Raw genomic sequence first — 15,086 nt, 5'->3', positions numbered from 1 at the left:
AATTAATTTAAAATGCAAAACAAAGGACTTATAAAGTTATTCGCTATTCTATTTGGATTAGTAAGTTTATATCAGCTATCATTTACCTGGTTTACTAATGGAGTTGAAAAGAAAGCAAAAGTTTACGCAGAATCTAGATCGGATGATGGTAAGGAAATAGCAAGATTAGAAAGAGTGTATTTAGACTCTGTTGCAAACAAACCGGTAATTAATTTAGGTTTTGCAAAATTCAGTTATAACGATATAAAAGACAAAGAATTAAACTTAGGATTAGACCTTAAAGGTGGTATCAACGCTATTTTACAAGTATCTGTTAAAGATATCTTGATAGGCTTATCTAATGATTCTAAAAATCCTGTATTTAATGAAGCTCTGGCAAAAGCAACTGAAGCTCAAAAAAACAGTGATAATACTTTCTTAAATTTATTTTTTAATGAATTTGAAAAACTAAGTAATGGTACCGTTAAATTAAGTGATCCCAGCATTTTTGGTAACAAATCGCTTCGTGATAAAATTAATTTTAAATTAACTGACGCAGAAGTAAAACCAATTATTGAAGCAGAAGTTACCGGTTCAGTAAATACAGCATTCGAAGTACTACGTAGTCGTATAGATAAATTTGGTGTTACACAACCTAATATTCAACGTATTGGAAAATCTGGTCGTATTTTAATTGAATTACCTGGCGCAAAAGATATTGATCGTGTTAGAAAATTACTTCAAAGTACTGCTGAATTACAATTTTGGGAAGTTTATTCAAACCAAGAAACAGCAAATTTCTTTTTTCAGGCAAATTCTGTAGTTGAGAATTTATTAAAAGATGAAACTGAAGAAACTGACACTATTTCTACTAAAGATAATTTAGATGATTTATTAGGTGAAGTTTCCGATTCTTTAGCAACTAAAGAAGTTAAAAATTTATTTTCTGTTTTAACACCTAGCATTCCACAATCGCAAAATCAAATATCTTCTGTTATTGGAACTGCTAAAATAGCTGATACTGCAAAAGTAAATTCATATTTAGCAATGAAAGAAGTAAGATTATTACTTCCTAATGATATGAAATATACTAAGTTTCTTTGGGATTCTAATTCATATATAGCTACATTAACAACAACAAATGAAGAAGTTGAATTAATCAACTTATACGCCATAAAATCTAACCGTGAAGATGTACCACCAATTGAAGGTGATGTAATAGATGATGCAAGTCAGGAATACGGACAAACCGGAAAACCAGAGGTTAGTATGACCATGAATGCTACAGGTACAAGACAATGGGGTAAAATGACTACTGAAAATGTTGGTAAATTTGTTGCAGTAGTGTTAGATGATAATGTACATTCAGCTCCTATTGTTAATACTCCAATTACAGATGGTAGAACTTCTATTTCCGGAGGAAGTATGACTGTGAGTGAAGCGCAAGATATTGCAAACGTATTAAAAGCCGGTAAATTACCTGCTGCTGCACACATAATTCAATCTGAAGTTGTTGGGCCATCATTAGGCCAAAAAGCTATCAATAGCAGTATGAGTTCATTTGCATTGGCTTTAGTTTTAGTTTTACTATGGATGATTTTCTATTATGGTAAAGCAGGAGCATTTGCTGATGTGGCTTTATTAGTTAACCTACTATTCATATTTGGAATTTTAACTGCATTTGGTGCCGTATTAACATTACCTGGTATTGCCGGTATTATTTTAACAATAGGTATGTCGGTTGATGCCAACGTAATTATTTTTGAAAGAATTAAAGAAGAGTTAAACAAAGGTAAAGGTTTAAAAGCTGCAATCAGTCACGGATTTAGTTATGCCGGAGCATTATCTGCAATTATTGATGCCAATATTACAACTATGCTAACAGGTGTAATTCTTTATGTATTTGGTACAGGTCCGGTTAAAGGTTTTGCTTATACGTTAATGGTAGGTATTGTAACATCATTATTTACAGCAATTTTTATTACACGTTTATTAATTGATTGGTACGCTGCAAAAGGTAAAACATTTACGTTCAATACAGGTATAACAAAAAATTGGTTCAAACGTATTGATATTGAGTTCTTAAAAAGACGTAAAATAGCTTATATTATTTCTGGGCTTATTATTGTTATTGGTTTAGGATCATTAGTAACTAATGGATTAAATTATGGTGTAGATTTTATTGGAGGAAGAAGTTATGTTGTTAAATTTGACAAAACTAATAGTGCTACAGATGTTGCAAACACTTTAAAAGATGTTTTTGGTAGTGCGCCTGAAGTAAAAACGTATGGTGAAGAAAGTCAATTAAAAATAACTACTAAATATAAAATTGATGAAGAAGGAAATCATATTGATGATGAAGTACAAGAATTACTTTATAAAGGTTTAAATAAATATTTACCTGAAAATTTAACATTAGACGAATTTAAGCCTGGTTTTGAGGGTGATAAAAAAGTTGGTATAATGAGTTCTATAAAAGTAGAACCAACTATTGCCGATGATATTAAGAAAGCTGCAGGATGGGCTATATTGGGTTCTTTATTAGTAGTATTTCTATATATTTTATTACGATTTAAAAAATGGCAGTTCAGTTTAGGAGCAGTTGTAGCTGTTTTCCACGATGTGTTAATTGTAATGGCAATATTCTCATTATTTTATAAAGTTTTACCGTTTGATATGGAAATTGGTCAATCATTTATAGCCGCTATACTTACTGTTGTTGGATACTCACTTAATGATACGGTTATCATTTTTGATAGAATTCGTGAGTTTACAGGTATACATACATCATGGAAATTTAATAAAACTGTTGATACTGCACTTAGTAGTACACTTGGAAGAACATTAAACACCTCTTCAACTACTTTAGTTGTATTGATAGCAATTTTCTTATTTGGAGGCGACTCTATAAAAGGATTTATGTTTGCTTTAATAGTTGGAATAATAGTTGGAACATACTCATCATTGTTTATTGCTGCACCTATTACTTATGACACTATTAAGCAACTTGATAAAAAGAAAAAATAATTTTATTTGTAACTAAAACAGTACAAAAACCGTTTTGATTGGTCAAAACGGTTTTTGTATTTCAAATTAGCAAATTAATTGAATTAAAGAAGCTATATTATTTATTGATTATTAAATTTGTAACAAAGCACAAAAATGAGCATCATTAAACTACACGACAAATACTTTAAAAAATTTATAACAGAGAATCAAATTGAAAACGCAATAAGCTTATTGGTAAAACAAGTTTCTGAAGACCTAAAAGATGAAACTCCTATATTTATTGGTATTCTTAATGGTTCGTTTATGTTTGTGGCCGATTTTGTGCGTAAATACAATTATAATTGTGAGGTTTCTTTTGTAAAATTATCATCTTATAACGGAACTAATTCCACAGGAAAAATAAAACAACTTGTTGGTGTTAACGAAGATTTAGAAGGTAGAACCGTAGTTATTTTAGAAGATATTATTGATACAGGTAATACGCTTCAAGAAATCTATGAAATTTTTAAGGATAAAAAATTAAAACAACTTAAAATAGCTACACTTTTTTTTAAACCTGATGTATTTAAAAAAGAATTACCTATTGACTATATTGGAATATCTATACCCGATAAATTTATTGTAGGATATGGTTTAGACTATGATAATTTGGGAAGAAACTTGGCAGATATTTATCAACTTACAACAGAACCAAAAATGAAAAACATAGTTTTATTTGGACCTCCCGGAGCAGGAAAAGGAACTCAGGCAGACTTGCTAAAAGTAAAATATAACTTAGAACATATTTCAACTGGTGAAGTTTTTAGATATAATATTAAAAATGAAACTGAACTAGGTAAGTTAGCTAAATCATTTATGGATAAAGGAGATTTAGTTCCTGATAATGTTACCATAGATATGTTAAAAGCAGAGGTAGATAAAACTCCTGATGCGAATGGATTTATTTTTGACGGTTTCCCTAGAACAGAATCTCAAGCCAGTGCACTTGATGAATTTTTAGAAGAAAAAGGTGAAACCATAAGTGGTATGGTTGCTTTAGAAGTACCTGAAGACTTATTGGTTGAACGTTTGTTAGAACGTGGTAAAACAAGCGGAAGAGCTGATGACCAAGATGAGAGTAAAATTCGTAATCGTTTTAATGAATACAACACAAAAACTGCAATCTTAAAAGATTATTATCAAACTCAAAATAAATATTTTGGAGTTAATGGCGTAGGTGCAATAAGCGAAATAACTGAGCGTTTAAGCGAAGTTTTTGATAAACTATAAATAAGAGTTTCTAATTTAGTGTATAATACTAATACACTACTAAACAACTCTGCAATTAAATATATATTAATGACTGAAGGGAATTTTGTTGACTATATAAAAATTTACGCTTCTTCTGGAAAAGGAGGCCGCGGATCTGCTCATTTGCATAGAGAAAAATACATTGCAAAAGGTGGTCCTGATGGTGGTGATGGAGGAAGAGGTGGTCATATTATTGTAAGAGGGAACAAAAATATGTGGACGCTTTATCCGTTAAAATTTAAAAAGCACTTTAAAGCAGAGCATGGTGGTGACGGTAGTAAACAACGGAGTACAGGTAAAGATGGTGAAGATATTTATGTTGAAGTACCTTTAGGAACCATTATTAGAGATGGTGAAACACAAGAAATTCTATTTGAAATAACACCAGATAACCCTGAACAAATTTTATTGGAAGGAGGAATGGGTGGCCTTGGAAACTGGCACTTTAAATCATCAACAAACCAAACACCTCGTTATGCACAACCCGGTATTGAAGGCAAAGAAGGATGGTTTCAACTTGAACTAAAAGTATTGGCTGATGTTGGTTTGGTTGGATTTCCTAATGCAGGTAAATCTACCTTACTATCTGTAATAACAGCGGCAAAACCTAAAATTGCCGATTATGCTTTTACAACTTTAAAACCAAACTTAGGGATTGTAACCCATCGTGATTTTCAAACTTTTGTAATGGCTGATATTCCCGGAATTATAGAAGGAGCTGCTGAAGGAAAAGGGTTAGGTCATAGATTTTTACGTCATATTGAACGAAATTCATTATTACTGTTTTTAATTCCGGCAGATTCAGAGGACATTCAAAAAGAATATAAAATTCTGTTGAATGAATTAAAAAAACACAATCCTGAATTATTAGATAAAGCCAGATTATTAGCTATCTCAAAATCAGATATGCTAGATAATGAACTGATTGAAGAAATAAAAAAAGATCTTCCTAAAGATATTCAAACCTTATTTATTTCATCAGTAGCGCAACAAGGCTTAACGGAATTGAAAGATACGTTGTGGAAAATGTTAAATGACTAATTTTAATTTTTCAAAACTATTGGTAAAACAAATTCAGTAGTTACAGGCATATCTCTTTTTATTGCAGGTTCTAAAAGTGGTAAATTTTGAATACTTACCATAACAATACTGTCAAATTCAGGTAAAAGTTCTTTTGTTTTTGGTGCTATTTGTATACTTGATAAACTTGTTTTTCCTTTTGAATCAACTTTTAATTGTACCAAAACAGTATCATTTACAACTTCTTTTGAGTTAAATGAATATTCTTTAAGTGAAGCATAAATATGTTGCGACATTTCTAATTGAAAACAAATTTGCTGTTTATCTCGTGATGGTATTTCTTTACAATTAGGAAATAAAGGAAAAGCATCTACGCTGTTAAAATCAACAATAGTGTCTATCTCTTGAATAGAAGCATTTTTTACCTTGTTTTCAAAAAAAGAACAAGATAAGATTGAAGACAAAAATAGAAGTACAAATAGCTTCTTAAACATTTACAATTGTTTTGCAATGTGAAAATACAATATTTTTGTTAGTCAACAATTTCTCCTTTTATAAAAAGCTCTTTTTTAAGTTTATCAATACGTTTATTTGCATAAAGAGTCATTTGTAAATCTTTATTTTCAAATCTTTCTATGTATTTTTTGTAATGTAATAATGCTATTTTGGAGTCTTTATAGTAAACATCAGAAGTAGTTGCTATCTCAAATAAAGCTTTAAAGTTTTTAGAATTATTTTGAAAAGCTTTTTCAAAATTTGTGAGAGCCTGTTTAAAATCATTTTCTTCTTTAAAAATAGTACCCAATAAAAAATACTGTTTATCTAAATCGGGCTTTGCATACATAATCGACATTGTTAAATAGAGTTTCGCCAGTTTCATATCTTCTTTTTCATAATACAAATTTGCCATTCTATAAAGTATTTTAGGGTTATTTCTGTCTAATCGTATTGCTTTTTTAAAGTACGTTTCAGCCGAGTCTAATTCTTTTAAATTATAGTAACACATTCCGAACATTTCATAAGTATTTAAGGATATAAAGTTTAAACTATCAAGCCTAGATAAATACTTTAAAGCTCCATTAAAATCTTTTAAATAATACAATTCATTTGCTTTTAACTGATTGAAATTAAGGCTGTTTTTATCAATTTGTAAACCTTTATCAATAAAAAGCATGGTAGAATCCTTATATTTCAATTTTTTAAAAAACTTTGCCAGTTCATAAATACTTTTAAAATGAAGCGTATCCAAATTATAAGCATCTAAGTAACTTTGCCCTTGTTTTAAAAATTTATTTTGAAGCCCTAAAGACTCTCCTATTTGATACGAATAATTTGGATTGGTTGGGTCTTTTTCTTTTAAAAACTTATAGATTTTCTGAGCTTTTTTAGGTTGGTTAACACCCAAATACAATTTCCCTAAGTTGTTGGCTACTAACAAATTTGTTGAATCTTTCTGTAAAATAGTCTCATACAGTGTAATAGCTTTATCAGTTAAGCCCTGAGCCTTTAATACCTTTGCTAATTTTATTTTTATAATGTTATTATCCTCATCTTCAAGAGCTTTCGTATAAAATTCATTAGCTTTTGTATAATTACCTATATCTTGGAAAATATCAGCCATTTTATCAAATACCTGAGTGTTTTTGGGTTCATTTTCTAATAAACCCAAGGCTTTTTGATAATTTCCTTTAAGCAATAAACTATCTACAACGCTAAAAACCGAAGTTTGAGCTTCGGTTTTTAGGACTGTAAACAAAACAATACTTACAATTAAAATCTTTTTCATAAAATTTAAATTTTATTCAACTTTGAAAGCTATTGGTAAACTGTATTTAACGCCAACAACTTCTCCTTTTTGTTTTCCAGGAATCATTTTTGGTAAACTTTCAATAACTCGTATGGCTTCATCGGCTAAACTTTGATGAGGTGCTCGTGCTTGAACATCGGTAATAGTACCATCTTTATCTATTTTAAATAGTACAAAAATTCGTTTAACACCCTGCTGTAAACCAAGGTCATTGGCTAAATCTGAATTAAAATTAACACTAACATATTCTGTAATTTTCTCTTGTAAACATTTTCTTAATTCTTCTTGAGTTCCTTCACAACCCGGAAATACAGGAACCTCATCAATTATTGAAAATGGTACATCTTCTCCCTTTTCGTACTCATACGTTTTTTGTGTTGTAACAGATTTAAAATTCGTTTTTAAAAACAACACTCTATCTCCATTAGTATCAATAACTATCTTCATCTCAAGATTTGGAAAATCTTTATCGCTGAATTTATCAAATAACTCCTTTTCTTTTTCCGTAAAGTCTTCATACATAACTTCTTTTCCTGCTAAACTGGTACCTAAAAACATTTTACCGTTTTTTCCTTCAAAATATTTTCCATCAGAAATTACGTTTTCTTTATTTAGCGCATTTTCAACATCTTCTAATTCAAACTCTACTCCTTTTGTACAAGACATATAAAGCAACATACTGAACAACAGCGGAATTAACAGTAAATATTTTAACTGTTTCATTTTTTGCGATTTGTTTTTTGTAATCATAGCTATTCGTTTTTTGATTAATGATTGTTTATAAAATTGATTAATGAATGAAATATGTTCTACATTAAATGTTTCTGCTAATAATTTATTGAAATAACTTTTTTTATCTACTTCTTTTACAACCTCAGCATCAGAAATATACTCGTGTAAAACCGTAATTCTATGTTGAAAAACATACACAAGCGGATTAAACCACATGGCTATTTTTAAAATTTCAAAAAGTAATAAATCAACTGAATGGTACTGCTTACAGTGCACCAATTCGTGCTTAATAATTTGTAAATCTTCTTTTTCTAAAAACGATTTATGTATAAAAATAAAGTTGAAAAATGAAAAAGCTGATTGTTTTTCGTTTAGCAAAACCAACTTATATGTATTCTTATTTATAACTTTATGAGTATTGATTAACTTTACTATTTTAAATAAACGCACAAAAAATAAAAGTATAAACAGTACAATTCCTGCATAAAAAACAGTTGTTAAATTGATTAAAGATGAAGGCGTTTTTACTGTAGTTTCAAGTACAGCCTGCGGATTTATGATAACTGTTGGTAATTGCACAATATATTCTTGAGGAACAGTATTAGTAAAACTTGCAAATTTTAATAAAGGTATTATAAAGGCTAAAAAAGGTGTTCCTAATAAATACAACCTATTCCACTTAAAAAAAGTTTCTTTTTTCAAAAAGAAATCATAAACTGCTAAAAATAGAGCTTGAAAAAGCATTACTTGAATTGTATAATTTATCATTTTTCATTCTTTTTTTCGTTAATTGTATTTAAAATAGTTTCCAATTCCTTTAAATCCACCTCATTTTTCTTTACAAAAAATGACACCATATTTTTAAAAGAACCTCCAAAATAACCATCAACCAGTTTATGCAAACTTTGATTACTATATTCATTTTTTTGAATTATAGGAAAATAAATATATCCTCTACCCTTTGCTTTGTGGTCAACAAATTTTTTAGTTTCTAAAATCCGAATTATTGTTGAAACTGTGTTGTATGCCGGCTTCGGCTTTGGTAGTTTTTCAATTATTTCTTTAACATTTGCTTCTTGTAACTCCCATAAAACTTGCATTATTTGCTCTTCTGCTTTTGTTAATTGTTTTTCCATTTTTCAACTAAGTTTTTAGTTTAATAATACAAATATAACTAAATATTTAGTTTAAACTAATTTTTTAGTTAAAAAATTTGCACGATAATTGCTAAACATTGAGTATATGATAAATTTAAAACTTAAATTAGCGTATGGATATTTTTTTATTAATTATAGGATTTTTATTTGCGTTGCTGGGTATTATTGGTTCATTTTTACCTATACTTCCAGGACCTTTTACCAGTTGGATTGGCTTACTTATTTTACATTTAACCAAAATAGTACCACTCAATTGGACATTTTTAGGTATTACTTTAGGTGTAGCCATTATTATTTGGGTAATAGATTATTTTATCCCGGCTTTGGGAACTAAAAAATTTGGAGGAAGTAAATATGGTGTAATTGGCACCATGATCGGTTTACTTATAGGTATACTATTTTTAGGACCTTTTGGCATAATTATAGGTCCTTTTGCAGGAGCTTTTGTTGGTGAATTGATAAAAGACAGTAAAGATTCAGCCAAAGCACTTAAAGCTGCATTTGGTTCATTTATAGGGTTTTTAACTTCAACCTTTTTAAAATTTATTACAGCAGTAATATTTACAGGTTTTTATATTTCAATTTTTTGGGAATATAAAGATGCTTTTTTCAATATAGGGCAATAAAAAAAGAGTTAAAATAAAAAAAGCGTCCCGGTTTTCGGGAAGCTTTCCATTGGTTTTAAAAACCTGAACGTAATTAAACGTTCTAACAACACAACTAAATCGCACATAATGCGATAGGCAAATATATGAATTTTTATTTGAATACAAATTCATAATACTTTTTCTTTCTAAATTACCTATTTTTCTGAATTGATTGTATCTTTGCGAATTATTAAATTAACGTATTTAAAAAAAATCGCATAATGCAATTAACACCACTTGAAATAATTAGAAGGGAATCTCTACTAAAATTACGTGAATTAGGTATAAACCCCTATCCTGCAAATGAATTTAAAACTACTGCCACAGTTAATGAAATAGTTTCAAATTTTGATAAGTTTGAAGGTAAAGAAGTTGTAATTGCAGGTAGAATGATGAGCCGAAGAATTATGGGAAAAGCTTCTTTTGCTGAATTAAAAGATTCAAGTGGAAGAATGCAAATCTACATCAATCGTGATGAAATTTCTACAGATACTGAAGGAACAATGTACAATACCGTATTCAAAAAATTATTGGATATGGGAGATATTATTGGTATTAAAGGCGAAGTTTTTAAAACTAAAGTTGGTGAAGAATCTGTAAATGTTAAAGAGTTAACAGTACTTTCTAAAAGTTTGCGTCCTCTACCTGTTGTTAAAACGGATGCCGATGGTAAAGTTCACGATGCTTTTTCTGATGCTGAACAACGATACCGCCAACGCTATGTAGACTTAATTGTAAATGACAATGTAAAAGATACTTTTATAAAACGTACAAAAATAACCAACTCAATACGTGAATTTTTTAATAAAAAAGGATATCTGGAAGTTGAAACACCAATTTTACAACCAATACCCGGTGGTGCAACTGCGCGTCCTTTTATTACACATCACAACACTTTAGATATGCCTTTGTATTTGCGTATTGCAAACGAGTTATATTTAAAACGATTAATTGTTGGAGGTTTTGATGCAGTTTATGAATTCTCTAAAGACTTTAGAAATGAAGGAATGGATAGAACTCACAACCCTGAATTCACAGTTATGGAATTGTATGTTGCATATAAAGACTATAATTGGATGATGAATATGACGGAAGAATTATTGGAAAAAGTTGCTTTGGATTCTAATGGAACAACTGAAGTTAAAATAGGCAAAAATAACGTTAGTTTTAAAGCTCCGTACCCAAGAGTTCCAATTTTAGAAGCTATTAAAATACATACCGGTTATGATGTTGCAGGAATGAATGAAGATGAGCTTAAAGAAGTTTGTAAAAAATTAGATATAGAAGTAGATGATACTATGGGAATTGGTAAATTAATAGATGAATTATTTGGCGAAAAATGTGAACACCATTACATTCAGCCAACATTTATTACAGACTACCCAAAAGAAATGAGTCCGTTAACCAAAGAACACCGCACTAATCCTGCTTTAACTGAACGTTTTGAATTAATGGTAAATGGTAAGGAATTAGCTAACGCATACTCTGAATTGAATGATCCTATAGACCAACGTGAACGTTTTGAAGATCAATTAAAACTTTCAGAAAAAGGTGATGATGAAGCTATGTTTATTGACCAAGACTTTTTGCGTGCTTTAGAATATGGTATGCCACCAACTTCCGGAATTGGAATTGGTATTGACCGTTTAGTTATGTTTATGACCAACAATAGCTCTATACAAGAAGTTTTATTCTTCCCACAAATGAGACCGGAGAAAAAAGTTGTTGAATTAAGTGAAGATGAAAAAGCTGTTTTCAACTTACTTAAAGGTAGCTCTCCTATGCTGTTAAACGACTTAAAAACTCAATCTGGTTTAAGTAATAAAAAATGGGATAAAACTATAAAAGGTTTAACTAAACACAGTATTGCAAAAGTAAATAATACTGACGAAGGTTTGTTTGTTGAGCTAGTAAATTAAAAACATCGTTCATTCTTAACTTGTTATAAAGAGTTTAAAAAGGAATTACATTAAATGTGTAATTCCTTTTTCTTTTTTTAGTATATAGAATAACCACAAATTAAAATACTTATTCATTCTCTCATATAGCCTTCAAAAAAATGCTTAACAAATTTATTTAATACATGTTTTAAATTTTTTTATTTTTACAATAATTTGAATTTTTTATAAAAAACATATATATGATAAGTTGAAAATATTTGTAAAATATTAATGTGATATTTGAAACAATGATATACGAACCTTTTATAAAAAACGTTTGGTTACATTGTTTATTTCCCCACTTTTAAACAAACAAGAATGAATCAAGCTATTATAATAGGATTATTACAAAACGTTGCTATATTATTAAGTTCTTCGCTATTTTATCAAAATTTCTGGATTAAAAATGAAAACACAAAAAGTCTTTCTTCCAAAATTTTGACGGGTTTTATTTTAAGTGGTATTGTTACTATTTTAATGTTTACACCTTGGACATTGTTACCTGGTATAACCTTTGATACCAGATCGGTTATGCTTTGTATCTCCGGATTGTTTTTTGGTCCAATCCCTACATTAATTGCAATGCTAACAGCTAGCATAATAAGAATAATTATGGGTGGAGATGGTATGTGGATGGGTTTGGCTGTTATTATTACATCAGGCTTTATTGGATTATTATGGAGAAAGTTAAGACCAAATTGGAAAACTAATAATTATTATCTTGAATTATTAGCAATGGGATTTATAGTACATCTTACTATGTTATCATGCACAATACTAATGCCTCCAGAGAAAATTACTCAAACTTATAAGATTATAGTAATCCCAATTATATTCATTTATATTCCGGCAACAATGCTTCTTGGTATTTTAATGCTAAGGCAATATACAAACTTTCAAAATTCATTAGCTCAATTAAAGTTAAAAGAATCTGAACGAAGATTTACACAAATTTTAGAAAGTGGAAATATCGTATCTATCATTTTCAATAATGATGGAAGTATAAATTTTTGCAATAATTATTTATTAGAAATCACAGAATATTCACAAGAAGAAATACTAGAAAAAAATTGGTTAGATTTATTTGTACCGAAGCATTTAAAAGAAAAAATATTTACAAATGGCATTCTTACTAAAAGTGTATCAACAAATTATGAAAATAAAATACTGACAAAGAGAGGTAAACCATTATATATTTCTTGGTATAATATAACACTGCATTCCAACTCTAGAGAAATATTAGGAATTGCGAGCATTGGTGTAAATATTACCCAGATTAAGAAACACGAGAAAAAGTTGAAAGAAAAAAATATCGAGTTACAAAAAGCTAAAGAGATTGCTGATGAAAATAACCGTTTAAAATCTGCTTTTCTTGCAAACATCAGTCATGAAATTAGAACTCCTATGAATGCTATTCTTGGCTTTTCCGACTTATTAAAAACACCAGATCTAACAGAAGATAAACGTCTTAAATTTATTAATGTAATTGAAAATAGCGGTAAACGAATGCTCAATACAATTAATGATGTTATTATCATTTCAAAAATAGAATCAGGGACAATAGAGATAAATACTACTGAAAAAAATTTAAACGAACAAATAGAAAATATATACATACTTTTTAAACCGGAAATTGAAGAAAAAGGAATTATTTTTAACTTTAAAAATTCCTTACCTTCAAATCAAGCCATCTTTTTAACGGATTATGCAAAAATCAAAATTGTACTTACAAAGCTTCTTGAAAACGCTATCAAATTTACCAATAAAGGTTCTATAGAATTTGGATATCAAAAAGAAGGGCAATTTCTTAAGTTTTATGTAAAAGACACTGGTGCAGGAATTCCTCAAGAACAAAAAGACGTTATTTTTGAAAGATTTAGACAAGGTAGTGAATCTTTAACCAGAAATTATGAAGGAACAGGTTTAGGACTCTCTATTTCAAAAGAATTTGTAGAAATATTAGGTGGTAAAATTTGGTTTGAAAGTGAATATAATGAAGGATCAATATTTTACTTTACTGTTAACTTAAAAAATAAAAAAAAGAAAATAAGTTCTTAAATTAGTTTATTCAAATTTAATTTTAGAAAAAAAGAACTGCATTTAGATTTCCTATTTATTTTTTTAATTCACTTAAAGTCACTAAATTGTATAGTCAAATTTAACTTAAATTTGTGAGCCATGATAAAACAACTAACATCTATATGTAAAAAACCTCTGGCAACATCAGTCCTTTTGCTTATTTTTTTTATTGGGTTTCAAAACCATAACTACGCTTCTAATAAAATACTAAATGACACTCTTAAATTTAATAGATATAAAGGTTCTGTATTAGACAGTAAATCAAAAAAACCATTAATATTTGCTTCATTAACTATTAACGGAACTAATATTAGTACTGTTACAAATACACAAGGTGAATTTTTATTGAAGGTTCCTAAAAAATATGCTAACAACAGAGTAACAGTATCTTTTTTAGGATATACAAGCAAAGTTATTAGCTTGTTAGATTTAACAAAAAACAAAAACATTATAAAACTTGAAACCTACATTGAAGAATTATCTGAAGTTAATATTAATATAAAAGATGCTAAATTATTAATTACTGAAGTTTTAAAACGAAAAGGGAAAAATTATTTAGATTTTCCTACAGATATGACTGCTTTTTATAGAGAAACAATAAAAAAAAGAAGAACGTATGTTTCGCTTGCTGAAGCTGTTGTTGAAATAAATAAACAACCTTATATAAGCGGCAAAAATGATTTTTTAAAATTGTATAAAGCACGTAAAAGTACCGACTATAATAAATTAGACACTATAGCTTTAAAGCTTAGAGGTGGTCCTTTTAGTATGTTGCATTTGGATTTAATAAAAAATGAACCGGATTTTTTAGATTCCGATTTAATGAATGATTATATTTTTACATTTGACACCTCTACTAAAATTGATAACAGGCCTATTTACGTAGTTAATTTTAAACCAAAACCAGAAATTACTGAACCTCTTTACTATGGCAAATTATACATTGATGCCAAATCTTTAGCATTAACAAGTGCAAAATTTAAACTAAACATTGAAGATAGAGTGAAAGCCAGTAAAATTTTTATACTAAAAAAGCCCAGACAAGCTGAAGTATGGCCTATAGAAACTTTCTATCAGGTAGATTACAGAACAAAAGACGGAAAATGGTATTATGGTTATAGCAGAATTGAACTCGGTTTTAAAATTAATTGGGATAAACGTTGGTTTAATTCCGTTTACTATTCTACAAGTGAAATGGCTATAACCAACTGGGAAAAGAACACTACTAAATCTTTTATAAAACCAAAAGAACGGTTAAAATCTTCTATAATTTTAAGTGATGAAGCTGAAGGCTTTTCTGATCCTGAATTTTGGGGTGAATACAATGTAATTGAACCCGAAAAACCTATTGAATCGGCCATAAAGAAAATTCAAAAACAACTGAAAAAGATTTAATAATAAAAAAGGCTGTCTAAAAAAGTATTAA

Annotated in this window: 11 protein-coding genes; 7 read left to right on the top strand and 4 right to left on the bottom strand. The window is 28.9% G+C overall.

Annotated elements, in window-relative coordinates:
* Positions 1 to 12 precede the first annotated feature (12 nt).
* From secDF to obgE, 3 genes are all read left to right on the top strand, one after another.
* Positions 13 to 3,006, top strand: a complete 2,994-nt coding sequence (gene secDF, locus HGB55_RS07540) for a protein translocase subunit SecDF (protein WP_168816195.1) — start codon at positions 13 to 15, stop codon at positions 3,004 to 3,006.
* Between the two features lie 135 nt (positions 3,007 to 3,141).
* Positions 3,142 to 4,257: an adenylate kinase gene (locus HGB55_RS07535; protein WP_168816193.1), complete on the top strand. Its 1,116-nt coding sequence runs from the start codon at positions 3,142 to 3,144 to the stop codon at positions 4,255 to 4,257.
* 69 nt (positions 4,258 to 4,326) lie between these two features.
* Complete coding sequence (gene obgE / locus HGB55_RS07530) at positions 4,327 to 5,319, top strand: GTPase ObgE (protein ID WP_168816191.1); 993 nt, start codon at positions 4,327 to 4,329, stop codon at positions 5,317 to 5,319.
* 2 nt (positions 5,320 to 5,321) lie between these two features.
* Here obgE and HGB55_RS07525 read toward each other — a convergent pair whose 3' ends face one another.
* Genes HGB55_RS07525 through HGB55_RS07510 form a run of 4 tightly spaced genes read right to left on the bottom strand, consistent with a single transcriptional unit; the run spans position 5,322 to position 8,973 of the window.
* Complete coding sequence (locus HGB55_RS07525) at positions 5,322 to 5,792, bottom strand: hypothetical protein (RefSeq protein WP_168816189.1); 471 nt, start codon at positions 5,790 to 5,792, stop codon at positions 5,322 to 5,324.
* 38 nt (positions 5,793 to 5,830) lie between these two features.
* Positions 5,831 to 7,084: a tetratricopeptide repeat protein gene (locus HGB55_RS07520; protein ID WP_168816187.1), complete on the bottom strand. Its 1,254-nt coding sequence runs from the start codon at positions 7,082 to 7,084 to the stop codon at positions 5,831 to 5,833.
* Between the two features lie 12 nt (positions 7,085 to 7,096).
* On the bottom strand, positions 7,097 to 8,605 hold the full coding sequence (locus HGB55_RS07515) for a M56 family metallopeptidase (protein WP_168816185.1): 1,509 nt from the start codon (positions 8,603 to 8,605) through the stop codon (positions 7,097 to 7,099).
* On the bottom strand, positions 8,602 to 8,973 hold the full coding sequence (locus HGB55_RS07510; protein ID WP_168816183.1) for a BlaI/MecI/CopY family transcriptional regulator: 372 nt from the start codon (positions 8,971 to 8,973) through the stop codon (positions 8,602 to 8,604). The genes HGB55_RS07515 and HGB55_RS07510 overlap by 4 nt, the downstream gene beginning before the upstream one ends.
* 134 nt (positions 8,974 to 9,107) lie before the next feature.
* On the opposite strand from HGB55_RS07510, the gene HGB55_RS07505 reads away from it, so the two are divergent.
* The 4 genes from HGB55_RS07505 (at position 9,108) to HGB55_RS07490 (ending at position 15,055) form a co-directional block, all read left to right on the top strand.
* Entirely contained in the window at positions 9,108 to 9,620 is a 513-nt protein-coding gene (locus HGB55_RS07505) for a DUF456 domain-containing protein (protein WP_168816181.1), read from the top strand.
* Positions 9,621 to 9,862: 242 nt separating this feature from the next.
* Positions 9,863 to 11,560, top strand: coding sequence for a lysine--tRNA ligase (lysS, locus tag HGB55_RS07500; RefSeq protein ID WP_168816179.1), 1,698 nt, complete (start codon positions 9,863 to 9,865; stop codon positions 11,558 to 11,560).
* Between the two features lie 339 nt (positions 11,561 to 11,899).
* Positions 11,900 to 13,639 carry a LytS/YhcK type 5TM receptor domain-containing protein gene (locus HGB55_RS07495; protein ID WP_168816177.1) on the top strand — a complete coding sequence of 580 codons (1,740 nt, stop codon included), beginning with the start codon at positions 11,900 to 11,902 and terminating at the stop codon, positions 13,637 to 13,639.
* A gap of 120 nt (positions 13,640 to 13,759) precedes the next feature.
* Complete coding sequence (locus tag HGB55_RS07490; protein ID WP_168816175.1) at positions 13,760 to 15,055, top strand: carboxypeptidase-like regulatory domain-containing protein; 1,296 nt, start codon at positions 13,760 to 13,762, stop codon at positions 15,053 to 15,055.
* Positions 15,056 to 15,086: the final 31 nt, after the last annotated feature.

The organism is Lutibacter sp. B1, assembly GCF_012524075.1.
In the GTDB taxonomy this organism is placed as follows: Bacteria; Bacteroidota; Bacteroidia; order Flavobacteriales; family Flavobacteriaceae; genus Lutibacter.
Note: the sequence above shows the minus strand (reverse complement) of the source record. Positions and strands in the feature narration are given on the sequence as shown.